This window comes from Paenibacillus haidiansis (assembly GCF_036553665.1).
GTDB lineage: Bacteria > Bacillota > Bacilli > Paenibacillales > Paenibacillaceae > Fontibacillus > Fontibacillus haidiansis.
The window spans coordinates 628,987-652,523 of record NZ_JAZHPZ010000001.1; the positions used below are offsets into that span (position 1 = coordinate 628,987).

Here is a 23,537-nt window from a genome sequence, read left to right on the forward strand (position 1 = left end):
TTCACCTCCAAAGTATGGTTTACAATTCGTATACCTCATTCGCCGCCGTACAGGCGACCACATGACGGCTTGACCGCAGCGGATCGGCGAATCTCGGCGCTTTCCGAAGCTCGCCGACCTGGCCTTCCGATAAATTTTTGCGCACCAGCGCTTCCTCAAATTCCTTCTGCGCGGCCTGTTTCGCTTTAAACAGCATCATTTGCACCCGGCTGTAAATATTGATCGCCCCGTCCCCCGTCGTCTCGACCGGCAGAAAGAGGGCGCCGGGATATTTCTCCGTGATGAGCGATTGCACGCCGTCGGAAACGCCGGAGGAAGGCATGCAGCCGAAAGGCTTGACCGAGATCGTCAGGTGCGCTTTTCGTTTGACAATGTTCCAAATAAGCTTGCCGACTTCCATATGCCCTTCTCCGCCGCGAATCTGGTTATCATAGTGCTTGTTCGCAACGCGCGCGATCTCCTCCATATCGGGGAGATGATATTGCCGGAGCCCCATCGTTCGGGCAAACGTATGAAACATCATGCGGATAGCACGGTCCGCGAGCCATAACATCCGTAAACGAGCATGCGGTTTTTTCCCTTTCAGGCCGTATTTCCCGGAGTCAGCTTTACGAAGATCGATCCGCTTCATTGTATCGAAACGCCCCGCCCATACGAGAAACAAAACCCAAGCCGCAATCGGCTGCACTTCCACCTCGGCGCCCTCGCTTTCCAAAAAGCGCTGGAGTTCATAATTTCCGTCCCCCTCGGTCGTCATCGCCCAAAATTCGCCGATCATGCTCACCTTCGGTTTGACTCTGGTACGGTCGACAGGAATCGCCTGCATTTCCTTGCGGCATTTGGCGAGCGCCGGGATAAGCGGCTTACGTTCGCTTAAAGCCTTATAGATATACGTCTTGCAGCGTTCCATGGCAGCGTCCGTTATGCCGGGCTTCACCTCGTAAGGACGAATCCGGTTACTAAGCGCGTTCAAAATATCTCCGCAAAGGATCGCTTTCATGATCGCGATAACAAACGAGGCATTCAGTTTTAACGCCGATTCGCCGCCCGCCGCCTGCTTCAGTCCGTCCGTCTGTTGAAACAACAGCACCCGGAAACCGCCGAATCCCGCGTCATGCAAAGCCTTCCGGTACTCGGTGACATAAGCGCCGAAACGGCAGGGACCGCAGGAGCCGATAGTGACGCAGAGGTAATTCTCAATAATTTCCTCCTTGGACTTGCCCTCCGCATCGCGAAGGTACAGCAAATGCTTAATGAGATTGCCGACCGTAAAATATGTCGGGTTACATTGCCCGCGATTGCCGAATTCCTTGCCATAACGCAGCGACTCGTTGTCCGGGCATGGCAAATGCTGTACACGATAACCCAGTCCCTTCAGCGCCCCCTCCGCCAAATAGTCCTGAGCGATCGTCATTCCCCCGAACAGAATCGTCGTCGCAGCTTTGTCTTTGGCCAAAAACCGGCGGGGAACGGGGTCGAACCAATGGTCGATGTTGTTTTGATCGAGACCCAGCAGCTTCTCCTGTTCTTTTGCATAGTCCGCCAGCGCGTCTTCAAGCGAGGACGGGGAGGCGGGTTTTATTTTTTGTTTGACAAGTGCCATGCTTTAGATTCGCTCCTTCCAAGTTTTAGACCGCACCGGCTTGACCCTCCTGCTTCAGGCCGAGCAATTCCGCGCGTTTTTGCTCCAAACGCCGGGCAAGCTCCGCCTTTTGGCGGGCCAAATCCTGCAGGCGCTCCTCATGCAGCCCGAGGCTGTGGGCGTACGTCTTGACGCGGATTTGCAGCGATCCGCTCGGCTTGTTGGCGTCGATCTCGTGGAGCGCCGAGTACGGGGTGCCCGAGGCGGACACGATCGAGTCGATCAGCCCGTAGGTGGGCGCGTCATGACCGCATTTGAAGCTGGACAGGTCCAGCACGGCCACATGCGGGTGACGCGCGGCAAATTTGGCCGCCCATACCTTTTGCGCGCTGTTGGAGCTGAAATTCTCCGGCCAAACATCGCCGATTTCGAGCGCGGATTGCACCCGGCCGCCTTCGAGATCGCCGGCAAAGAAGCGGCGCAGCCAGGCTTCGTCCTTCGGGATCGAACGCATCGACAGCACGGGATAGCCGAGCATCTGGAACTCCTCAAGCACGCCGTGATTCAGGCCGGGATCGGAGTGGTACGGGCGCCCGATCATCAAGATGGCGAGGCGGTTCTCCCGTTCGACCTGCTCCAAAATCAGCCGTCCCTTCTCCTGCATCTCGATATCGAACCGGTTCAGCGCTTTCCAGGCCTGGTCCACGGCAAAATCGCTTTCGTCTTCCGTCATCTCCAAATATTCCGCAAACGCCTCGTAGAGCTGCTTCTTCAACAAATTCGGTTCGGTAAACGTCACCGCCGGATCGAGGTAAGCGATGCCGCGCGCACCGAAGAAGTCGGTTTCCTTGGTGAAGGCCGCTTTGATCACATTCGGGGCCCCGGCGACAATCGGACAGCTGGCCGAATCCAGCACATTGTTCAGCGGCGTCGGAATATGGGTGATGCACGGAAAGAAGATGTAATCGAGCGGCTTTGCTTCATGGTGCTTAAACAAAAGATTATGAACATGAGCCTGAGCCGTTTTCGACGGGTAGCATGGATCGATCGATCCGTATTTGCCGCCTTCCTGCCACATTTCCCCGCTCGTATAATCACTGAAGACGATGTTGCGTCCGCCTATGCCCAGGGTCTCGAAATAGGTCCGCCAAAAAGGCGCCGTAGACCAAATGCCGAGCACCCGGGGAACCCCGATGCGGAGCTCACCCCGCCGCGCCATCGCCGCGGCGGAGGAGCGGTTAAAGCCGCGCCCGGCCTTGCTTGCGTGTCTGCCGATCAGCCCGAGCAAGCCGCGCTCCCGCCGGGTGCGATTCCCCGCCCGCTCCGGCTCCGGCAGCGGCTCGGCGTCGTAGATATGTTGAAACATTCTCCGCGCCTCGTATTCGACGAGATTGGGATACTGCTTCTTCAATTCCTGCCGCTGCTTCGTCAATCGGACGACGGCCTCTTGATCCTCCACCGTTCCTTTCTCGCAGGAAAAGCCGGAAATGTACCGGGCGGTTTGTCCGTCCGGGGTCTTCGAATCGATGAAGGTCCGGCTGCAGTGGTTCGGGCAGAAGCCGCAGCGGGTCGATTCGTCGCTATGGCTTGTAAACCGCAGATCGATCGCTGCATCCAGCCCGACGAAGGTGGAATGTCCGCGCCGTTTGACGACGCGCAGCGTCTCCATGGCCGCGCCGATCGCCCCCGCCTCGCCCGGATGCGGGTGGACATAGATTTCCGCATCGGGAACCCGCTGCTTGATATAGTCGACCTGGGCCTTGACCGCGGCCAAATTGTATTGGGTACCGCCCTGCAGCACGAACTTGCGGCCAAGCTCGGCCATGCGTGGAATCTGCACGACGTATTGCCAGACGTTTTTCGGCAGGACAAGCGCAAGTCCGGCCAGCATTTCCTCTTTGGAATAGCCCTCCTTCTGGAAGTTCACCCGGTCCGCGTCGAGAAACACCGCGCAGCCGTAAGAAAACTTCGGGCTAAGGCTTGCCTGAAAAGCCGTGTCCGCATATTCCTGTACCGGGATGCCGAATTGGTCGGCCATCGCCTGCAGCAGCATCCCGTTCCCGGCGGAGCATTGGCTGGACAGTTTGAAATTCCGGATATCCCGGTTTTTCAGAAACAGGACCTTGATGTCCTGGCCTCCGATATCGCAAATGACATCGGTATCGCCGAATTGATGAACGGCGCTCATCATGTGGGCCACGGTTTCCACAATGTTGACGTCCGCCCGCATCGTGTTCTCCAATACATCCGCGGCATACCCGGTGGCGCCGAAGCCGACGATCTCCAGCTCGGCCTCCTGTGCCCGTACCTTGTCGCGGATTCGCCGCAGCAGCTCTTTGGTATCCTCCAACGGGTTCCCTTTGGAGAGCTGGTATTCTTTAAGCAGAATCCGGCCGCGCTCATCCGCCAAAACGGCCTTGGACGAAGTGGATCCGCCATCCAGGCCGATGACCGCCCGCACGCGCTGCCCGGGAGCAAAAACGGCCGGTTCAAACCGGGGAATGCTGTATTCCCGGCGGAATCGCTCCAGCTCATCCGCGGTTTGAACCAAGGGCGGACCGGCCTTTTCTCCAAGTTTGGCTTTGCGCCCGTGGGAGATAAAATCCCGAAGTCCCGCCAATCCCCGATATATGCCGGCATCCGCCCGCTCGCATAGGCCGTACAGTACCGCGCCGTAAGCGGCATAATACTGCGAATTGTCCGGGACGAAGATCAATTCCTCGACCGGCGTATCTTCCGGGTAAATATACCCCCGCTCCCGCCAAGTCTCGCAAATTCGCTTCCGCCAGCAATTCCGCAGGAAGGGCAAATAAGTATTGGGACCGCCCAAGAGCAGCACGCGATGCCGCAGCGTATGGCCGCGGGTGAGCACGGACAGATTCTGCATGACGATGGCATCCCCGAGCGAGCACATGATTTCCGGCCCCGGAATCCCGCTTTTGACGAGATTGACGATATCGGTCTCGGCAAACACCCCGCATTTGGCGGCCACATGGTGCAATCTCGCATCGTCGTATTGCAGATTTTCCAGCTCCGACATGGACATCCCGACTTTTATAGTGCATCTGTCGATCGTGGCACCGGTGCCGGAGGCACATTTATCGTTCATGGACGTGAATGCCTGCTTGCTTCCCGTCTCCTTGTTTTCTTTAAAAATGATGATCTTTGCATCCTGCCCCCCCAGCTCGACGACGCTCCCGACCTCGGGATGGAGCTGCTCCACCGCCATTGTCACCGCGTTGACCTCCTGCACGAATTTGGCGCCGATGTGCGGGGCGATGGGGCCGCTGCCGGAACCGGTCGCAAAGACGCGCATATTTTCCCGCGGTACGTGAGGAAAACCGCTTTCGATGGCGGTCAGCATTTCAAGCACCTTTTCCGCCTGCTTCGTGTAATGGCGCTGATAGTCCGACCAAAGGATCGCTTTGCTGTCCGGATCCACTACGGTTGCTTTGACGGTGGTCGAGCCCACGTCGATGCCAATGATCAAGGAGCCTTGCCCCCGGTCGCTGTAACTCATGATGACACTCCTCATTCCAATTCTTTTCCAGCTATTTTTAACAAAATAAGGGGTTTTTATCACAAGCAAGAGCGGGGCCGGTTTTTTGACGCGGCAGCAAGGTTGAAACCGCTTCCCGTTACCTATTTGTCACTGTTTGTGACACAAACCATGAACTTATTGTTAAAGTTAATTTTTGGGGTTGATGAAGGACTTTTTCCAAATGTAAAATGGCATCAGAATGTACAATCCCATAGCATAGTTCAGCTTCATACAGTTAAGTCCGGAGGGGTTCGTGGATTCAATTCAATTAAGCCCGAGGAGAGGAAGTCTATGAACAATTTTGCGATTGTCGACCAGGATTCTTGTATTGCCTGCGGTGCGTGCAATTCCGAGGCACCGGAAATATTCGATATGGACGATAACGGCATCGCCGGGGTCATCTATGAAGGCGATTCAAACCGGGGAGTTACTCCCATCGCCGAGGATCTGCTGGAGGAACTGCAAGAGGCGGTCGAGAACTGCCCCACCAATTGCATCCAGCTCTCCGCAACCCCGTTTGCTTCTTAAGCTACGCTCATACAGAAACAGCACGTTACCGGTTTATCGGGAAACGTGCTGTTTCTTATGATTATGACGATGCGTTCTCCTCAGCGTTGTTTAATTTGGTCGAGGTGATGATTTAAATGCTGCAAATAGTCATTATACAGCCACCCCAACGTCACTTCACCGCCGTCAGCCAAAATGCAGGACTTGCACATCCCCCGCTCGCCTGCGTGCTGGAGCGTAATTAAGATCTGATTGTTCAATTGCTGCCACAATGCCAGCAGTTCGGCCTTGCTGTAGCTGTTTTGATAATCGTGGATTTTCACCCATTCATCCTGCTCGTACCGCTCCAATGCTACGGGTTGTTCGGATAAAATGATTTTGATAAAATGGCTTCCATTATTTAGCGCCTAATCGCATAAATGTCCCAATATCTCCTGCTTCGACCATTTGTCGGGCAAAGGTTTTCGGGCAAATTCCTCCTCTTCGATCTCATTAACGATTGTTGAAGTTTCTTCGATCAGTGCTTGCAATCTCTCCATCCGCCCCAGCCCCTCGCCATTTTATTCTAATTAAATAACAAAACAAGTCATTCCGCAAGGCTTTTCCACATATCACCAACCACCGGTTTCATTCGAAAAAGATGCGTTTTTATAATAATTCTTTATGATATAGGATCAGCGCTCTTTTATCTCTGACATTCAAGCACTGTGCGGAGATACCGGCCGGTATGGGATTGCTCGTTCCCGGCGATCTGCTCCGGCGTTCCCTCGGCCACGACATAGCCGCCCTGATGGCCTCCCTCCGGCCCCATATCAATGATATAGTCGGCGGATTTCATGACATCGAGATGATGCTCGATGACGATAACCGAATGCCCCTGATCCACCAGCTTGTTCAACGACAGGAGCAGCTTCTGGATATCCGAGAGATGCAGGCCTGTCGTCGGCTCATCTAGAATGTATAAATTGTGGGCACCCCTTTTAATTTTGGACAGCTCATAAGCGAGCTTGACTCTTTGCGCCTCGCCCCCGGACAGCGTCGTCGAGCTTTGTCCCAGACGCATGTAGCCGAGTCCCAGCTCGTTCATGATCCCCAGCTTATGGCACAAGTATTTGTGATCCCTGAAAAATTCGCCCGCCTCTTCGACCGTCATCTCAAGCACATCGGCAATGCTCTTCCCCCGGTATTTGATATCGAGGCCTTCCTGGGAAAAGCGCATTCCTTTGCATACGGGACAGATCGTTTCGATATCCGCCATAAACTGCAGGCTGGTCACGTTGATGCCGTCGCCCGAGCAGTGCTCGCAGCGCGTTCCGCCCGCATGCGTCAGGCTGAAATCGATCGACTGGTAGCCCAGCTTGACAGCCTCCGGCTGCGAAGCGAACAGATCGCGAATTTTATCGTAGATGCCGATATAAGTCGCCGGGTTGGATTTGCTGTTCCGGCCGATCGGCGTTTGATCGATATTGATCACATGGTTGACGAGATCCGCGCCGAAGAGGAAATCGTGCTCACCGGCAACGATGCGCGCTCCCGTCTTCAACACTTTCAGCTGTTTGTATAGGATTTCGTTGATCAGCGAGCTCTTCCCCGACCCCGACACCCCGGTGATGCAGATAAAGACGCCGAGCGGGATGTCGAGGTCTACGTTTTTCAAATTGTTCTCGCGGGCTCCCTGGATGGAGAGGAAGGTATCGCCCAGGTTTCGCCGTTTCTTCGGTACCGGGATGGAGGACTTGCCGGATAAATACCGGCCCGTCGCGGAGTCCGGCGAGCTGGCGATATCGTCGATTGTACCGGAAGCGACGATGGTCCCGCCGTGGATGCCCGGCCCCGGCCCGATCTCGATGATATGATCCGCGCTGCGGATCGTGTCCAGATCATGCTCGACGACGATCACGGTATTGCCGATATCGCGCAGCTTCTTCATCGTGTCGATGACCCGGTCCGAATCGCGGGGATGGAGGCCGATGCTCGGCTCATCCATCACGTACAGCATCCCCATCAGCTCGCTGCTGATCTGCGTCGACATCTTGATCCGCTGCATTTCGCCGCCGGAGATGCTCTCGCTTCTCCGCCCCAAATGGATATAATGGAGCCCGATTTCGATCAATAGCGTAATGCGGGTCACAACCTCCCGCACGATGGATTCCGCTACGTCGCGGATCTCTTCTTCGAAGGCCAACGACTCCAGAAAGTCCCGGAGCTCCGGAAGCTGCATCCGGCTGAGCTGATCGATATTTTTACCGCCCACCGTCACCTGGAGCCGCTGCTTTTTCAGCCTGGCGCCGTGGCATTCCGGACAGATCTTTTCGATCATGCAATCCTTGATAAACGTCGGCTCAAACGCTTCAGAAGTGGATGTCTTGCGGATATAGTGCTTGTACCAGCTCTCCAGTTCGTGGACGAATCCCCAGAAAGGCCGGTCGCGTCCGACGATCCAGTTCTTCTTCTGCGAGTCCGGCGGCTGCAGGAGCGGAAGCGTTTCGCCTTTGGTCCCGTAGAACAAAATATCATGAATGTGTTTGGGGAGCTCATTGAACGGAGTATCCAGGCTGAAATCATACTTTTGCGAAAGGCTGTACATGAGAACGGACCGGTAGCTGTCCTTACCCGCCGGGTTGAACACCGTTTTCTTGAGCGCCCCTTTGCTAATGCTCTTCTCCGGGGAGACGACCAGGAAACGGGGCTCGACCACATAGGACAGACCGACACCCAGACAGGTATGGCATGCGCTCGCTGGCGTATTGAACGAGAAATGAAACGGCTGCATTTCACATAGAAAGGTATGATGCTCCGGGCATCCGTAGCCCGCATAAAATCCGGGATCCACCCCTCCCATAACCTCGACCTTGATCATGATATCCTCGTCCAGTGTCAGCATGGCGGCCTCGATGCTTTTGGCCAGTTGAATGTAAGTGTCCTGCTTGAGCGTAAAGCGGTCGATAATCACTTCAAGCGAATATTCCTTCGTCTCATCCAGCTCCCGTTTCTCAGCCAGGGAGAAGGGCTCCCCGTCGACGAGCAGGTTTCTGTAGCCTTTTTCCCGCAGTTGATGAAAGGTATAGTCATAGTCTTCGCCGAATATTTTGTAGACGGGGGCGCGCAGCTCGACGACCGCACCTTGGGGAAGCGTGGAAATATGCTCGGCGATCTGGGCGGCGGACAGCTGCTTTAAGGGACGGCTGCATTCGGGGCAAGCGCCGGTGCCCGCGGCAGAGAACAGCAGCCTTAAATAGTCGTTGATATCGGTCACGGTCCCGACCGTGGAACGGGGATTGTTGTTGCCCTTCTTCTGCTCGATGGCGATAACGGGGGACAAACCGCGGACATAATCAACATGTGCTTTTTTGAGCTGACTGATCCGGCTCTTGGCGAAGTTCGAGATTGAATCGAGGAACCGTCTTTGTCCCTCCCCGTAGATGACATCGAAGGCCAGCGAGGATTTGCCGGATCCCGATACCCCGGTAATGACGGTGAGCCTGTCTCGCGGAATCTCCACGGAGATATTTTTCAGATTGTTCTGCTTGGCTCCGGATATTTCAATCGTCGTGCGGACGGACATCGCGTATGCTCCTTTCGGTTTATTGGTTACGGAATGTACAGATAGCCGATTTCCTCGACGGCTTGCTTGCTCTTGGGGGTGATGCGGATCGTCTGGGAAACTCTTTCGATGACGCCCTTCTCCGTCAGATAATCCATGATGCCGACGATGAACTCGCCGCGAGTCCTGAAATGCTTGGAAATCAGCGTGATCGTTTTGATCTCCTGATCGGACATGAATTCGAGAACGGGGCGCTTGATGATGTCGAGATGCCGCTCCAAATATCCGTCGATTCGTCGTATCGCCTGTTCGATTTCCTCAGCAGTATAATGACGGGACATGGCATCCTGATAAAAAGGCGCGAGCAGCTCCGGCTGTTCGCGAAGCACCCGTTGGATCACTTCCCGTGAAATGGCCTCCCCGCGCAGACAAAGCTCCATATAGGCGATGCATTCCGCGGCCTTCAACAGGTAGTACTGGGCATAGAGCGGGTCTTTCCGTGCCGTAAGCCACTTTTGCGCCTTCTCGTACAGGTGCACAAGCTCGCTTGCGATATGCAGGGCCGAAACGGCGATATCGTCGCTTCCTACCACCTTGAGTTCTTCAAAGAACTCGATTAGACTGTCATCGGTGGTATAAACCATCGTCCCTTTTGAGAAATAGGACTGGGAAAAGGACCCGCCGATGTTTCTCTCCATCCCTCTGCGAAAGATGCTCCTTAACATCAAGTGGACATTGATGACGATCCCGTCCTCCACGATGCAGTAGCTATCCTGCTTCAAAGTCTGATCCCTGACCACCAGCGTCATGTCGATATCGCTCTTTTCCCATACCACGTCATAGGCAAGACTTCCGCTGACGATCGCCGCGATCACGTTGGGGTCATCTCTGATTTTGTCGATAAAACTGTTCATTGCCGCCGTATATCGTTGTTTCAGTGTCTCTTGAATCCGGTCGTCCATGGTTCCTATCATCCTCCCTTATCGCACTTGACAGATTTGATGCGTGGTGCGGACGGTTCGTGGTAAAATCATACTATAGAGTAATATTTTAATTAGGACAAAAATTGCTATGTTGGAGCGAAAATCCGCCATGGATCATCATTTGCTTGCAATCATTAACAGGACAACGGATTTTATCGAGGAGCATCTGCTTGAGGAACTGAACCTGGACATTATCTCCGGGCATGTCAATATGTCCAAGTTCCATCTGCTGCGGATCTGGAAGGGCGCCACCTCCACGGGCCTGATGGAGTATGTCCGCAGGAGGCGGATCGCACAGTCGCTCGCCGATCTGCTGAATGAACGGAATACGATCGAATTTATCTCTTCCAAATATTCATTCGGGTGCGAACGAACCTACAGCCGTATTTTCAGGGAAGAATATGGCGTCAGCCCGGCCAAATGGCGCAGAAATCCGAGTCCTTTGAACATTCTGGACAGGTTTAACAGCGACTTTATGAGCCGTGCCGGCGAGGGAATTATTTTCTTCCGGTCCATTACCGTACTGCCTGCCTTTTCCATCGCGGGCATCGAATACGCCGTGGACGTAGAAGACAATCGCAAGAACGGAACGGCCAACCGGCTTGGCGTCGATTTTTTCTATAATAGCCGCCCCAGAATCATCAATCCCGTCCTTCAGGACATCTATATCGGCTTCACGACCGTTCCCGCCGATTTTCAAGGCTACACATTCTATCAACCCGCCATCCAAGTCAACCCGAACAGCATTATCCCGCCGGAAATGAATACAAAGCATATTAAACCCCACAAGTACGGCGTGTTTACCTATATGGGCCCGCACCGTCCCGAAGAAATTTCATCCGCCACATTAAAAGGAATCTGGGAGCTTATATTCACCACCTGGATGCCGACCGTACAATTTAACCTGAAGGACAGATTCAGCTTCGAGCGGATCGATTATTCCAAATGCAACAAGCATTACTGCGAATGCGATCTGTACTATCCGATTTCGATGTTGTGAATTTTGCCGAGGTTTTGGCGGGGCTTGATTGGAAAATTTCCAGTAAAATCGGTCCGGAAAGATAAAAGCCATCTCTTGATCGGATATAATCCAATCCATTCTCCTAAGATTCGTTTATTCCAAAGTATTTACGGTCAATAGACTGGAAAACTTCCAATGAAAAAAGAGTATTCGTGCCAATCAAGCGAGAATCGTTGGATTTATCCCAATGAAGATCTTGGTTATGGGAATAATCAAATTGGGAATTAAAGGAGGGTTTCCATGCAGGAGATCTATGTTCAAGCGGCAGCGATCACATGTTCCGTATTGTTTATCATGATCGCATGCATTCAATTGCTTCTTACGCTGGGCGTGCCCTGGGGAGAGATCACGATGGGCGGACAGCACAAGGGAAGATTGCCGAATAAGCTGCGCATTGTCAGCCTGATCTCCTTATTCGTTCTCTTGTTATTTGCGGCCGTATCGCTGAATTACGCCAATGTCGCCGGCTTCGGAAACGGCTTTCGCTTCTCGCCATTCATCATCTGGTTTATCACCGCTTATCTAGGACTTAATACGATAGCCAATTCATTGTCCAAGAGTCCGAAGGAAAAATGGATCATGACACCCTTGTCCGGCATCGCCTTTCTGTCACTGTTGATCATTGCCGTCTACGGATAAAATAAATCGCCCTCCGCCTGACCAACCGGTCTCGCGGAGAGCGATTATATGATTATAGCCCCGCATTTCCTTCAGTTAAATCGCTTCCTTCGGCCGAGGCGTCATCCTCGGTCGTGGCGTTACCTTCCGTGGCGTTGCCGTCAGGCGAGTCACCTGCTCCTTGGCCGCCATCCTGCCGCATCACTCCGTCTCCAGTACCGTCGGGTCTGCCCTGCATTCCGCTCGGTCCGCCTTCGCCTTGTCCGCCCGTTTGCCCTTGCCGGAACTGGCCCCCGTCAAACGGACGGTGCACCATCTCGCCGCCGAGATGCGCCGTGTACATGACCAGCACCACCGCCGCAAACGAAACGATCAAATAGATGAAATTCCGGCCGACGTCTCTTTTCTTCCATAGCAGAATCCCGATGCGTACAATGCACAGCACGATGGCCAAATACATCGTGATCTTGCCGAACTGCGCATGCGTACCGACGGCCGGATTGGGCATTTTCGGCCCCGACCACACGGAAGCGATTGTGCTGAGCGTCCCGGCGACGAAGCTGATCAGTGCGACGGTGTGCCACTCGCGTTTCTTCCAGATCAGGCCGGCCAAGTCGAACAAAAAACCGAACAGCAGCAGCACAATCGGAAAATGGATAATAATGAAATGCTTGTTATCCCATAAGTAGTTCATTTTAATACATCCTCCTAATTTTGCACTACAAATTGTAGTGTTAATGGGTGAAGAAAAACGCCGTTGCCCAAGGCTGTCGGCAAGACGTATATCCGGTATTTGTCCGGCTTAAAATGCAATGCTTAAAATACAATAAAGAAAAAGGCGAATACGGATACCAAGCAAGGAATGAGCGGCGGGCGGAACGACGGCTTGAAATGCGGATCGAGCAGCAGCTTGAGGCGCAGGTTAATGGCGTTCTCGGCGAACGATACGCTGCTTAAAGCGGTCGGCGACGGTTGGCCGCGCTTCAGCATGACAAGCAGCGCGCTGCCCAGATCGGTGACGCCCCCTGTGGCGTCGATGGCGTGGCGGTCGGCCCTAAGCTCGATAAGCATCTTATACTTGCCGATGAACCAGCGGTAAATCGGAATGTACCAGAAAGCAATACCGACGAGCGAGAGAAGAAAAATCGCCAACGGATGTCTGCGCCGCAGATGGTATTTCTCGTGGGCGATAACGGCATGAAGCTCCCTGTCGCTCAGCTCGCCGATCAGGCCGGTCGACAGCACGATACGGGGTCTCGCCAGCCCGATCGTCATGGCGATGGAGTCGCGATGCTCAATGACCGTAAACCTTTTCCGGTCAAGCCCGTGCTCCTCGCAGGCCGCCTGCGTCACCTCTTTGTCCGCGAGAAGCCGCTCCGCCCTGCGAAAGCGGTATGCCGCCAAGCCTTCGCGGAGCAAAGCCACCATAGAGCAGACGAGAGAAGAACCAAGCAGGAAAAGCATCACATTCATTCGTACCGGAAACCCGATAAACCGCAAAATTTCGAAACAGAAATTAAACAGGTTCACGGGGATTCTGACATGCAGAACAAATTGCAGCAAAAACAGGGTCATCTGAACATAGACGAAGCCCGCGGTCAGAAAGACGGCGCCGAGCATCCATCCGGAACGTTTTTCCCACATGGGCTACCGATCCTTTTTCCATTGTTGGATTTGTTGTTCGAGCTGGTTAAGCAGCTCCGGATCCACCTGTTCCATCGCGTCGATCATATGCGTTACGGCCAGGGAACCGAATTCCTTCACCAAGTCGTAAGAGAGCTCCTTCGATTGCTCTTCGAGAAACCGCTCTTTCGTGATAACTGCGCTGTACACATAAGATTTCGCTTGTTGTTTCTTTTGCAGAATGCCCTTATCGACCAGCCGGTTCATGACGGTCATGATCGTGTTGAAGCTCATCGGCTTGTCCGCGCTGATCCTGGCATTGACTTCCTTGATCGTCGTCGGCTCCGTCCGCGCCCAAATCACTTCCATAACCTTTGCCTCAAGCGGACCGAAAAAGCGCTCCAGCCCGCTCCCTTGATACTTGAACGTATTCATTTTCATGAGGTGCACTCCCTTTACACTACGTATTATAGTGTTGTCGATGGGCCCAAGTCAAATAAGAGTATCGATCTTATAAAAGCAGGCCTGTATGTAAGAAAATATAACGCATTCTCTCTTTAAATTTTAACCACCTTCCAGTTAAAGGGAGTTTTTTATGAAAATTGCCGAATAATATGTAATAAAACCTTACATTTATATAGTCATCACCCGTCTTTTCTGCTAAAATCATGTTAATTTATAGCTTCGCAGTATATCTGGGGGCCATGGTTACATATTTGGAGGAGCGTGGATGTATGGGGAAAAGAACGGGAGCTTTACTAATTGCATGTTTGATCGCGATCTTGGCCGGCTGCGGCGCAAACGGCAGCGGTTCAACCGACAAGACGGCCGCGGGAACCGCCGAAGCAACGGGGGCAGCCGGGGCTAGCGGTGACGGGGCGACCTACAAATTTGCGACGGACGCCGCCTATGCGCCGATGGAGTACATGGACAAAGACAAGATTACCGGATTCGACATTGATTTTCTGGAAGCGGTTATGAAGGAAGCGGGACTGAAATACGAGGTCGTAAACACCGGCTGGGATCCGATGCTGACGGAGGTAAAAAGCGGCACGACCTATGCCGCGGGGATTTCCAGCGTCTCCATTACGGATGAGCGGAAGGAAACTTATGATTATTCCATTGCCTATTTTGAATCCACGAATATGATTCTGGTCAAAGAAGACAGCCCGATTACAGGCGCGCTCGATCTGAAAGACAAGAAGGTCGCGGTCCAATTGGCGACCACGGCGGAGTCTTTGATGTCAGAGATTATGGGCGGCGACAACCCGAATTTGAAACGGTTCGACAGCAACGCGGTAGCTTTGCTAGAGCTGGACAGCGGCGGCGTCGATGCGGTGGTGGCCGATATCGCCATCGTCCGCGAGTATATGAAGAATAACCCCGGCAAACAATTCAAGGGCATCCTCGATGAAGAGCAGTTCCCTTCGGAATATTACGGTATCCTCTTGCCGAAAGGCAGCGAGTTGAAGGCGAAGCTCGATCCGGCGATCAAAACGGTTCTGGAGAACGGAACGTACACGGAAATCTACCAAAAATGGTTCGGCGAAGAGCCGAACATCGACAATGTGCTAAACGCGGAATAACGAACGTTAAGGCATGCGTAAAGCGCCGCTTTGCGCATGCCTCTTTTTCAAGACTTAAAAGGAGGCTGTCACTTGGATTTCCGGTTCGATATCATTCTGGACTACGGTCCGCTGCTTTTGCAAGGTACTTTGCTGACCATCGGCATTTCGATCCTGGCCATTCTGATCGGCTCGATTCTCGGCCTGGCCGTCGGATTCGGCAAAATGTCGTCGAAATGGTTTTTAAACCTGCCGATGAACGGCTACATCCATTTTTTTCGCGGAACCCCGCTGTATGTGCAAATTTTGATCGTTCACTTCGGTCTCGTGCCGCTGTTTATCGGACAGACGAACCCGATCGTCGCGGCGGTAACCGCGCTGGCCCTGAATTCGGCCGCTTACACGGCGGAAATCTACCGGGCAGGCATCCAGTCGATCGATAATGGGCAGAACGAGGCGGCTTATTCGCTGGGGATGACTCGCGGCCAGACGATGCGCTTCGTGATTTTGCCGCAGGCGATCAAGCGGACCATTCCCGCCTTCGGCAACGAATTCATCGTGCTGATCAAAGACTCCTCGCTGGTCGCGCTCATCGCCGCGCCGGAGCTGATGTACTGGAGCAATGCGATGCGCGGGCAATATATCCGCGTCTGGGAGCCGTATTTGGCCGCAGCCGCCATTTATTTGATTCTGACTTTTTCGCTGAGCAAGCTGCTGGCTTATATCGAAAAGAAGCTGTGAACATTAACATCACGGTGACGGAACCCTGCGCCGGATTCGGTGCGAGGTTCCTATCGTTCATTATCCGATCAACGGGGCGATCTTGCCCAGCGTTCCTTCCACAGATCCGCCTTCTTTTCTCCAATACTCGATTCCCCCGAGCATTTCCTTCACTTGGAAACCCAGCTCCGCCAAGCGGGCGGCGCCTTTCGTACCGCCATTGCATGCCGGTCCCCAGCAGTACACGACAATCAACCGGTCCTTTGAGAATTCGGCGGTTGATTCCGCATTGATCCGGGCGGCAGGCAGGCTGACGGCCCCCGTAATATGGCACTCCTCGTAAGCTTTTTCGGACCGGACATCCACAAGCAGAAAATCCTTCACCCCATGCTCCAGATCGGACCGGACATCGGCCACATCCGTTTCCATTGCAAGCTTGTTGCGGTAATGCCTCTGAATATGTTCCGGCGCTGCGGCGGGCGTCTCCAGGACAAGCGAGACATAAGTTTGTTTTTCCAAAACGGATACCTCCCGGCAAGATCTGAAATTTGCAATCCTGCGATTGCTTAAACGGATCATATCACGACCCTACCCATTGGAGTTATCTATAGTAAATGATGTTATACTTCATTTATTTTGATAGATGGTCCGGCGACGAGCTCGAGAAAATGCCGAAAAGGCTTTGAGATCCATTTTTTCCGCGAGTAAATCACTTGGGTGTAAAAACGGCATGAAGGATGGACAAAAGGCACGGCGATCATTTGCCCTTTGCGTACTTCTTCTGCAACAACGGCCTGCGGCAAGAGCGCGATTCCGAGTCCGTAAATAACGCATTGTTTAATCGCTTCCAGACTGCCGAATTCGTAAGAAAAGTTACAACGGACCCCGGCCTCCTTCAGCGCATGGAGCAGCATGGCCCGGTACGTACAACCGTCTTCGGTCAAAATCAGGGATTCATCATTCAGGTCGGTGGCCGTAACCCCGTTCCATCGGCCGAAACGGTGATCGGGGCGGGCGACAATGACCATGGTTTCTTCCCTGATGGTCGCGCTAAATAGTTCGGGATCGGCAAACGGAGGGTCCAATATAAAGCCCATATCCAGGGCCCCCGCTTTTACCGCATCAATAATGGCGGGCTCGTTGGCCGGTTGAATCAGGACATTCATCTCGGGATAATCCTGCTTGTATGTTTGCAAATAAGGCGGGAGAAAAAAGGCGGCCAGCGTCTCGACGGTTCCGATGGATAGTGAGCCTTTATTTTGCCTGGACACGGCCTCCTTCGATTCCGCATGGAGCCTCACAATATCCCGGGCATATTGAAGGAGCGTTTCGCCCGCGGAGGTCAGCTTCATTTTCCGTCCGAAGCGTTCGAAAAGAACGGCCCCGTAGGATTCTTCCAGCTTTTGAATCTGCGTGGTAATGCTGGACTGGGCATATCCCAACCTTTCACCTGCCTGCGTGAAGCTTCCGGACCTGACGACCTCCAGAAAAGTTTGCAAATAGGTTAATTCCAAAGCGGTCCCTCCTTTTTTGATGTGGGGAAAAACTTGTATTTATCCACAAAAAATCCGAACGCTTATCCCGGCAAAGACAAGGTTCGGATCTACCCGCTAATTATTCACTTCAATCGTGCCTTCCTTCATAACAAAATACCCGTTCCTTACGAAGGACAGAATTCGGCTTACGCTGACGCCGGTCTGATTGGAAATTTCGAGTACGATGGTATCCGGCTTAACCTCTACGATGCTGCGTATTTTGCGGTATACCTCCTCGCAGCTTTGGCACATTCGGTTATTCGTCCGTTCATATAGATTTCCGCAAAAATCGCATATCTTATAGTTCCCCATGGTGTCTCCTTATATATCTTGCAGACTATTTTATAATAGGTATTAGGAATATTATACTTGCAAATGCCAAATTCCGCTACTGAAGGAGCAGGGCTATATAGTTCTAAAGGTCAAAAAGAAGGCCGCCCCCTATTCAGGTCATGGCAAAGCATACACCTAATATCATGTAGGCAATACACTTATTTTGAAGGATTGCTGCTACTCCCAGTAATAGGTTTGAAAAGACAAGTGTTATAACTATTTCTCTTTTACCCAACCCCATAATGTATTTCATTTCAATAAAAAACCCTATATTAATTACAAAGAAAAGAAAAATAATACCTATAATAAATACAGGTTACTCCTTTCAACAATTAATTTCCATTTTTGTACCCCTCAATGCTCAGTTGTTTGTATTAAAGAATTAAATTTATTTCATCTGGAGATCAAAGATGCGATATCCTAAATGTTCATGTTCGGCATGTTCATTCTGGCATTACTGACTTATCTCAAAAAGAAATAGGCCGCCCTCTGTCCAGGATTGCGACCTATTTCTCTGGGTAGTGCCTGTATAGAAGCTGCCGCCCTTAATTCCACAATATTATCACGAATAGGGTTCAGTTTTCATCATTAACCCTGTCCATCTCAAAAAATACGCCTTGATCAAACATAATCAATTTATCTATGTTTTCTGTAAGAAAAAAATCCCCTCCGGTTTCGAAATAATTCTCGTGAAAATCCTTATCCATGAATATTTGAACGATCTTAATTTCATTTGTTTTAACACCAATGTTCTCAAGCCAAATATTATAATGATTTGTAAAGTCATCTTCTGTAAATATTGTTTCTCTATAATAAGGATTTTTTATTTCTTTAGGAGGAATACCCGCGCTCTCCTTTGAATAAGTGACCTCCTGTCCAATTAATTGATCGATATCCTCTTTACCGTATGCACTTACAGGTCCATAGCCAACAGCCTTGGTTATTTTCCACTTTCCATAGTATGAATGGCTTGTAGGTCCCTCTACTACTTCTGTATCATTATCATTGGTTAAACCTGAAAAGGTTATTTGAGATGAAGTCGTGTCTATGCCGGAAGACGAACATCCAAACAAACTGATGCTGAGCACCAATAATCCGTAAATTATCATTATTCTTTTCATATTTTTACCTTTCTGAAGATATAATTTTAGAACCCAGGAGGCCTTTTAAAGGTATCTCTCTTATAATCACCCGAGTAAAATATTTGCCACTGATCCATTCTACGTTGATACAAACCGAAAGAGTTCTCTTTATTTACTTTCACAAAAAGCATCATCGCCTCCTTCAATTCATCAGAAGAACTATTCCCTGATTTCATTAGTCTAGCAAATGTTGAGTCATAAAAGGCACCTATACCTATATTGAAAGCAAAGTCAACAATTGCATCGAATTGTTGTTGATTTAATTCGATTTTATTCTCATCTGCCCATTGATTGATAACTATCGCCCTTTCATTAATATCCTTTTTTAATAATTCCATTGCCTGCTGTTGTGTTAATCCATCACCAAAGTCTTCGCCTTTTTTAATAACATGCCCATATCCAATAGTTAAATTTTGTCGGTCTTGTCCCCTGTATGGGGTTCTATGGTAGGTTTCATAGTCCATAACAAATTTAATATATTCATCACTAACTTGCATGTTTGCAGATATAGTGTATACGAATTTTCCTTTATTATCAGCTTCGACATATAGTTTGTGTCCACTCGGGTCGGTATAAATTAACGGATTATTCTCAACATACGAATACAAATTCAAACTCAGCGGGTTTGATATCTCACCCTCATAAGAATCCTTCGATACAAATCTTCCAGCATTAGGATCATACCAGCGTGCTCTCAAGTACTGTAAATCTGTCGTATTATCCCAGTATTCGCCTGAATAACGGAAGACGTTAGGAACCGTTTCTTCTTCAATTTCCGGGTTGCCCCAAATGTCATAAGTATATGTGTTAAGTTGATTTCCTTGACTGTCAGTTAGACCCACAACATCACCATGCCCATTGAACTGATAATATTGCATTTCTCCGGTGGTTTGATCCACGCGTGACCATAGACGTCCGGACAGATCATAAATATAAGTATAAGAAATGATTGGAGTTCCGCTACTTACATTGGCTTCGGCGATAAGTTTCGCTTCCTCATCATAATAATAACGAGTTCGCTGTTCCCCCTCTACTCGTTCGTATAGCAGGCCATCCCCGTTATAGACATAGCTCACTTCCGTACCACCTTCGACTTTCACCCGGCTCAAACGATTGAGGCTGTCAAAGGTAAAATCAGCACTTGTTAGTCCTCGAGCCTGCTGCCCTTCCACATTTAGACGGTTTCCACGTTCATCATAGGTATATTTTTTGTTTATACCTTGCCCGGTTTCACTCTGAATCCGGTTTATCGAATCATAAGCAAAATAGTCAGTGGCACCATTTTGTGTCCGTGAGATGATGTTTTTATTAGAATCATATTCATAAGCAAACTCATATCCGTTGAATGCAGCTTGCTGCGAAGCTCTATTTATTTCATAGGTCGCTTCAGTTGCAGAGACAGAACTTGTAACAGTTTGAGCCTCTACACTCATTTCTTTCAGATTATAACCATCATAAGTAAATGACGTACTTGGTCCATCTTCGGACGATGCAAGTTCCAGAGAACCATTGGCTCGGTAATCAAATGAAATTCGATCCAAAGACGAATTAGAAGCTAAAGAACTTCTGGTTCCTAATTGGTTATACAGTACATCAAGAGAATTAACTCGATTCATATTATCCAGAGTATACCGAGCGGTGGTAGTCTTTCCGGTAGTATCCGTCAACGAATAACCTGTCCGCGTTTGTTTATTATAGGTATAGCCGATTACCGTCCCGTCAGGATAGTTAACCGTTAATAACGCTCCATTCGCGGAATCATAGGTATAACTTGTGCTGCCAGTAGAATCGGTCATGCTGGTTCTCCGTCCCATAGCATCGTACGTATACTGCACTTGCTGATCAGGAGTTCGAATTAATGTAAGAAGGTTATCGTCGTTATACTGATACTCGGTAAATTGGCCGGAATGATCTGATGCTTTTGAAAGGTTACCTCTTGAATCGTAATAAAAAGCCTCTGTCGCTTTCTCCTCATTGACCTGACGTATTAATTTTCCGGCCTCGTCATATTCTTTCTCTACATATGTGTTGTCAGGATACTGAATTTTAGTCAAATTGCCTGCTAGACTATAAATATAATCCGTGGAACGTTGCTCCGGATCGATAACGGAAATAAGTCGACCCAACGCATCGTACTCATACATTGTTTGTTGTCCATTCCCATTAGTAACGGATATCACGTTACCATCCAGATCGTAACTATTTTGGACCAAAGTCGAAAATGAACCGTCCCTCCATTCCTCAACAGCCAGTGTATTTCCGAGCAAATCCAATCTTTCCCTTTGTTTTACTCCTGCCGGATCACTATAAGTTATAGTTTGGTTCACTAAATCATATTCTACTTCATCTTGCGAACCATCGGCATAAATCGTTTTTGTTAATCGGCTGAATCCATCATAGATAAACTGCGTCTTATTTTGCTCCGCATCCACGGACTCTCGCAAATTTCCTTCTTCATCATAGTTATATTGAAATAAAGCATCGTCCATTATCTCTTGTGTCAATAATCCAATCGGATTGTATTTTTCTATTGTTATGATTCCTTCTGGTCCAGTTGTTGTTACAGAATTCAGTTCATCGTCAAACTGAATCGTAGATGTCGACTGATCGCTGTATAGTATTTTGGTATTACGCCCAAGAGCATCATACGTAAATGTAGTAATAGCACCCGCCTCATCCTCTGCCGTCTTTATTTCTCCTGCAGGTGTATACTCATAGCGTTGTTTAATTTGAGATGAAACACCATCTACAGAGTGAACCGTCAAGGACTGTTCCGTTAGCAAATGTTTACCGTAAGGGGACTGATAAGAGTAGTTCACCTTATTCGTTCTGTTATCATCTTTGATTTTAATTTCAATTATGTTGCCGTATGCATCATACTCATAATCCGATTGGGCCAACAGCTTCCCACTTGAATTGTTCTCTCTTACAGTGGAGTGAGTAACACTCCCTTGTTCATTATATAAAAACTGTTCAAATCGCTTCTTATTCTCGCTGATCTTTGTTTGAATTTGACTTGGAAGTGCCGAGAAATACGGAGCAACAGATTCCGAATATTCATAAAGGATCTCTTGTCCAGTGCTCCAGTTCTCCGCTACTACCAATCCCTTGTCATTATACTGATAAGTGACTGAAATGGGTTGAGATTCGCTTCCTCCTTGGACGTTGCTTTCTGTGATAATAGAAGGTGCGTTCCAGCCATTTACTTCATCATATGTGAACTGCTGTTTATGCTGTGTAACCCCATCATCACTTCGCTGCTCATCCAAGTAGTGAATATCCGGTTGATCATTAGTCCGGAAAGATTTTCGAAAGTTCAACGTTTCTGTAGATCGGGAAGTCGTTAGGGTAGTCGTCCAGGTCACAGATTGCCCAAAACTGTTTAAATCTTCACCGGAATAACTTAAAGATAATGGATGAAGAAGTTCATCTCCAAGCGTAGTAGAATATAAGTCTTTTCGATCACTAATCTTAAATACAAAGTCTGTTGCGTAGTCTCCAATTTTTTTCCTTGCTGGAATGTAATCAAAATCTGTTATACCTGAGGTAGGGTGAACAATTCGAAGTAACAGAGCCGAGTATTTGACTGGCTGAAGCTCCTCTTGATCTTCTAATTCTGCTAAAAAATTAAACCGAGATTCCGGGTAGTAATAGTAATATTTCGTACTTCTATCAAGTGAGTCTATGACTTCGTCCAAAACTGTCTGCCCGTGTTCAATCTTCTTGAGATATTCCATTTTCCTATCCGTACCCGTCTGACTCACTGTTAAAGATTCTTCCGAATATGCGAAAATCAATTCATTTCCATCGCTGTTCACAACCCGGGACAAAACGACTCCATCGCCTTGGGAAGTATAGTGGAATTCAATTTGATTTCCGTAATTATCAGTGATAAGGATAAGATGACCGGATTCACTGAAGTAGTATTGGTTTCCGTTAAGTATTGATAGTTTTGTTTTACTTGATAATTCTCCAACTGTCATGGTTTGATCTTCAGTAAGTTCGAGATCGTTCCATGGATAGCCTTCAACATTCCAATCTTCAGATAACTTATATCGTCCTATTCCAGGAAAGTTCAGAATTTGATTGTCGTCTAGTTTTTCAATAAAAGGAAGTTCCCAGCTCCATCCCCGTCCCAAAGCAGAATCACTTTCTTCTCTGCGAATACGAGTCTGATTCACATAGGTTCCATTTTCCAAAGCAATCCCTATTTCATCATTTGCTCTGGAACTATCATAAATGCGGACAAGCGAAAAGGAGAGAGTTCCCGGCAACGAAAAATCTTCATATCGGAGTTTCATGTCACCAGTGGCGGTAGCAATCATATCCTCCCCATAATTAACCTCATATAATGAATAGTCGTCTTGTAATGAGAGATGATCTATAGCGTTTTGATCATAGTTACCTTCCATCTCCAGTAGACCAGTGTTACTTTCCGAATTGTTGGAGCTTAAATCCCTCGTATTGACCCATGTTGATGATATAAGTTGATCCATGCTTTTTTCCACTTCGCGCGAAACATTAAATTGAGAAATTGCCGCCTCATAATTCTCTTTTCCACTTTGAAGCGCCGTATATATTTGATATAACGTATACCCTTGTGACAGTTGCTCATCGACCCAGGCTTTGTCGACATCAAATCTATTAATTATTCCGGATATAGTAAGTGTGTTTTCTTGAGCGATTGAACTAGAAGTACTCGCAATTTTCTGATTTTCCTCTCTAGCTCCATAGACTGATGTTTCTAAAAATCCCATACTAATCAAGACTATGGTTAAAATAAAGCTTAGGACTCTTTTAATCATCTATATCACCTCAAATCT

20 protein-coding genes are annotated in these 23,537 nt (G+C 49.6%); 6 read left to right on the forward strand and 14 right to left on the reverse strand.

Annotation, left to right across the window (positions count from 1 at the left end; all coding sequences use genetic code 11):
- Positions 1-19: 19 nt before the first annotated feature.
- Complete coding sequence (locus tag V3851_RS03010) at positions 20-1,603, reverse strand: 2-hydroxyglutaryl-CoA dehydratase (RefSeq protein WP_331844990.1); 1,584 nt, start codon at positions 1,601-1,603, stop codon at positions 20-22.
- 25 nt (positions 1,604-1,628) lie between these two features.
- Entirely contained in the window at positions 1,629-5,102 is a 3,474-nt protein-coding gene (locus V3851_RS03015; protein ID WP_331844991.1) for a BadF/BadG/BcrA/BcrD ATPase family protein, read from the reverse strand.
- A gap of 312 nt (positions 5,103-5,414) precedes the next feature.
- Between V3851_RS03015 and V3851_RS03020 the strand changes: the two genes are divergently transcribed.
- Positions 5,415-5,651 (forward strand): ferredoxin, encoded by a 237-nt coding sequence (locus V3851_RS03020; protein WP_331844992.1) that lies wholly within the window; start codon positions 5,415-5,417, stop codon positions 5,649-5,651.
- An 80-nt stretch (positions 5,652-5,731) separates the two neighbouring features.
- On the opposite strand, the gene V3851_RS03025 is transcribed toward V3851_RS03020, so the two are convergent.
- The 4 genes from V3851_RS03025 to V3851_RS03040 all read right to left on the reverse strand — a co-directional run bounded on the left by V3851_RS03025 (position 5,732) and on the right by V3851_RS03040 (position 10,148).
- Positions 5,732-5,953 carry a hypothetical protein gene (locus tag V3851_RS03025; RefSeq protein ID WP_414859248.1) on the reverse strand — a complete coding sequence of 74 codons (222 nt, stop codon included), beginning with the start codon at positions 5,951-5,953 and terminating at the stop codon, positions 5,732-5,734.
- Positions 5,954-6,037: 84 nt separating this feature from the next.
- The gene (locus tag V3851_RS03030; protein WP_331844993.1) at positions 6,038-6,169 is read right to left on the reverse strand and encodes a hypothetical protein; all 132 of its coding nucleotides are present in this window, start codon (positions 6,167-6,169) and stop codon (positions 6,038-6,040) included.
- A gap of 146 nt (positions 6,170-6,315) precedes the next feature.
- The gene (gene uvrA / locus V3851_RS03035; RefSeq protein ID WP_331844994.1) at positions 6,316-9,195 is read right to left on the reverse strand and encodes an excinuclease ABC subunit UvrA; all 2,880 of its coding nucleotides are present in this window, start codon (positions 9,193-9,195) and stop codon (positions 6,316-6,318) included.
- 26 nt (positions 9,196-9,221) lie between these two features.
- A complete protein-coding gene (locus tag V3851_RS03040) occupies positions 9,222-10,148 on the reverse strand; it encodes a nucleotidyltransferase (protein ID WP_331844995.1) in 927 nt (308 codons plus the stop codon).
- Between the two features lie 97 nt (positions 10,149-10,245).
- On the opposite strand from V3851_RS03040, the gene V3851_RS03045 reads away from it, so the two are divergent.
- Both V3851_RS03045 and V3851_RS03050 read left to right on the forward strand, forming a co-directional pair.
- Positions 10,246-11,157 (forward strand): AraC family transcriptional regulator, encoded by a 912-nt coding sequence (locus tag V3851_RS03045; RefSeq protein ID WP_331844996.1) that lies wholly within the window; start codon positions 10,246-10,248, stop codon positions 11,155-11,157.
- A 261-nt stretch (positions 11,158-11,418) separates the two neighbouring features.
- Positions 11,419-11,817 carry a hypothetical protein gene (locus V3851_RS03050; protein WP_331844997.1) on the forward strand — a complete coding sequence of 133 codons (399 nt, stop codon included), beginning with the start codon at positions 11,419-11,421 and terminating at the stop codon, positions 11,815-11,817.
- 52 nt (positions 11,818-11,869) lie between these two features.
- On the opposite strand, the gene V3851_RS03055 is transcribed toward V3851_RS03050, so the two are convergent.
- The 3 genes from V3851_RS03055 to V3851_RS03065 all read right to left on the reverse strand — a co-directional run bounded on the left by V3851_RS03055 (position 11,870) and on the right by V3851_RS03065 (position 13,860).
- Positions 11,870-12,490 carry a DUF2231 domain-containing protein gene (locus tag V3851_RS03055; RefSeq protein ID WP_331844998.1) on the reverse strand — a complete coding sequence of 207 codons (621 nt, stop codon included), beginning with the start codon at positions 12,488-12,490 and terminating at the stop codon, positions 11,870-11,872.
- A gap of 122 nt (positions 12,491-12,612) precedes the next feature.
- Complete coding sequence (locus V3851_RS03060; RefSeq protein WP_331844999.1) at positions 12,613-13,440, reverse strand: M56 family metallopeptidase; 828 nt, start codon at positions 13,438-13,440, stop codon at positions 12,613-12,615.
- A 3-nt stretch (positions 13,441-13,443) separates the two neighbouring features.
- The gene (locus V3851_RS03065; protein ID WP_331845000.1) at positions 13,444-13,860 is read right to left on the reverse strand and encodes a BlaI/MecI/CopY family transcriptional regulator; all 417 of its coding nucleotides are present in this window, start codon (positions 13,858-13,860) and stop codon (positions 13,444-13,446) included.
- Between the two features lie 293 nt (positions 13,861-14,153).
- Here V3851_RS03065 and V3851_RS03070 point away from each other — a divergent pair, with 293 nt between their 5' ends.
- A complete protein-coding gene (locus tag V3851_RS03070; RefSeq protein ID WP_331845001.1) occupies positions 14,154-15,005 on the forward strand; it encodes a basic amino acid ABC transporter substrate-binding protein in 852 nt (283 codons plus the stop codon).
- Positions 15,006-15,077: 72 nt separating this feature from the next.
- Positions 15,078-15,725, forward strand: coding sequence for an amino acid ABC transporter permease (locus V3851_RS03075; RefSeq protein WP_331845002.1), 648 nt, complete (start codon positions 15,078-15,080; stop codon positions 15,723-15,725).
- Between the two features lie 60 nt (positions 15,726-15,785).
- On the opposite strand, the gene V3851_RS03080 is transcribed toward V3851_RS03075, so the two are convergent.
- From V3851_RS03080 to V3851_RS03090, 3 genes are all read right to left on the reverse strand, one after another.
- Complete coding sequence (locus V3851_RS03080) at positions 15,786-16,223, reverse strand: rhodanese-like domain-containing protein (RefSeq protein WP_331845003.1); 438 nt, start codon at positions 16,221-16,223, stop codon at positions 15,786-15,788.
- Positions 16,224-16,324: 101 nt separating this feature from the next.
- Positions 16,325-17,218, reverse strand: a complete 894-nt coding sequence (locus V3851_RS03085) for a LysR family transcriptional regulator (protein WP_331845004.1) — start codon at positions 17,216-17,218, stop codon at positions 16,325-16,327.
- A 96-nt stretch (positions 17,219-17,314) separates the two neighbouring features.
- On the reverse strand, positions 17,315-17,551 hold the full coding sequence (locus V3851_RS03090) for a hypothetical protein (protein WP_331845005.1): 237 nt from the start codon (positions 17,549-17,551) through the stop codon (positions 17,315-17,317).
- Positions 17,552-17,996: 445 nt separating this feature from the next.
- Here V3851_RS03090 and V3851_RS03095 point away from each other — a divergent pair, with 445 nt between their 5' ends.
- Positions 17,997-18,053, forward strand: a complete 57-nt coding sequence (locus V3851_RS03095) for a putative holin-like toxin (protein WP_325354540.1) — start codon at positions 17,997-17,999, stop codon at positions 18,051-18,053.
- A 94-nt stretch (positions 18,054-18,147) separates the two neighbouring features.
- On the opposite strand, the gene V3851_RS03100 is transcribed toward V3851_RS03095, so the two are convergent.
- Both V3851_RS03100 and V3851_RS03105 read right to left on the reverse strand, forming a co-directional pair.
- Complete coding sequence (locus V3851_RS03100) at positions 18,148-18,693, reverse strand: hypothetical protein (protein WP_331845006.1); 546 nt, start codon at positions 18,691-18,693, stop codon at positions 18,148-18,150.
- A 26-nt stretch (positions 18,694-18,719) separates the two neighbouring features.
- Positions 18,720-23,519: a glycoside hydrolase family protein gene (locus V3851_RS03105; protein WP_331845007.1), complete on the reverse strand. Its 4,800-nt coding sequence runs from the start codon at positions 23,517-23,519 to the stop codon at positions 18,720-18,722.
- Positions 23,520-23,537 lie beyond the last annotated feature (18 nt).

Bases quoted from the DNA above. Each gene is read 5' to 3' on its own strand.
- V3851_RS03010 (WP_331844990.1), bottom strand. From the start codon at position 1,603: ATGGCACTTGTCAAACAAAAAATAAAACCCGCCTCCCCGTCCTCGCTT.
- V3851_RS03015 (WP_331844991.1), bottom strand. From the start codon at position 5,102: ATGAGTTACAGCGACCGGGGGCAAGGCTCCTTGATCATTGGCATCGAC.
- V3851_RS03020 (WP_331844992.1), top strand. From the start codon at position 5,415: ATGAACAATTTTGCGATTGTCGACCAGGATTCTTGTATTGCCTGCGGT.
- V3851_RS03030 (WP_331844993.1), bottom strand. From the start codon at position 6,169: ATGGAGAGATTGCAAGCACTGATCGAAGAAACTTCAACAATCGTTAAT.
- uvrA (WP_331844994.1), bottom strand. From the start codon at position 9,195: ATGTCCGTCCGCACGACGATTGAAATATCCGGAGCCAAGCAGAACAAT.
- V3851_RS03040 (WP_331844995.1), bottom strand. From the start codon at position 10,148: ATGATAGGAACCATGGACGACCGGATTCAAGAGACACTGAAACAACGA.
- V3851_RS03045 (WP_331844996.1), top strand. From the start codon at position 10,246: ATGTTGGAGCGAAAATCCGCCATGGATCATCATTTGCTTGCAATCATT.
- V3851_RS03050 (WP_331844997.1), top strand. From the start codon at position 11,419: ATGCAGGAGATCTATGTTCAAGCGGCAGCGATCACATGTTCCGTATTG.
- V3851_RS03055 (WP_331844998.1), bottom strand. From the start codon at position 12,490: ATGAACTACTTATGGGATAACAAGCATTTCATTATTATCCATTTTCCG.
- V3851_RS03060 (WP_331844999.1), bottom strand. From the start codon at position 13,440: ATGTGGGAAAAACGTTCCGGATGGATGCTCGGCGCCGTCTTTCTGACC.
- V3851_RS03065 (WP_331845000.1), bottom strand. From the start codon at position 13,860: ATGAAAATGAATACGTTCAAGTATCAAGGGAGCGGGCTGGAGCGCTTT.
- V3851_RS03070 (WP_331845001.1), top strand. From the start codon at position 14,154: ATGGGGAAAAGAACGGGAGCTTTACTAATTGCATGTTTGATCGCGATC.
- V3851_RS03090 (WP_331845005.1), bottom strand. From the start codon at position 17,551: ATGGGGAACTATAAGATATGCGATTTTTGCGGAAATCTATATGAACGG.
- V3851_RS03100 (WP_331845006.1), bottom strand. From the start codon at position 18,693: ATGAAAAGAATAATGATAATTTACGGATTATTGGTGCTCAGCATCAGT.
- V3851_RS03105 (WP_331845007.1), bottom strand. From the start codon at position 23,519: ATGATTAAAAGAGTCCTAAGCTTTATTTTAACCATAGTCTTGATTAGT.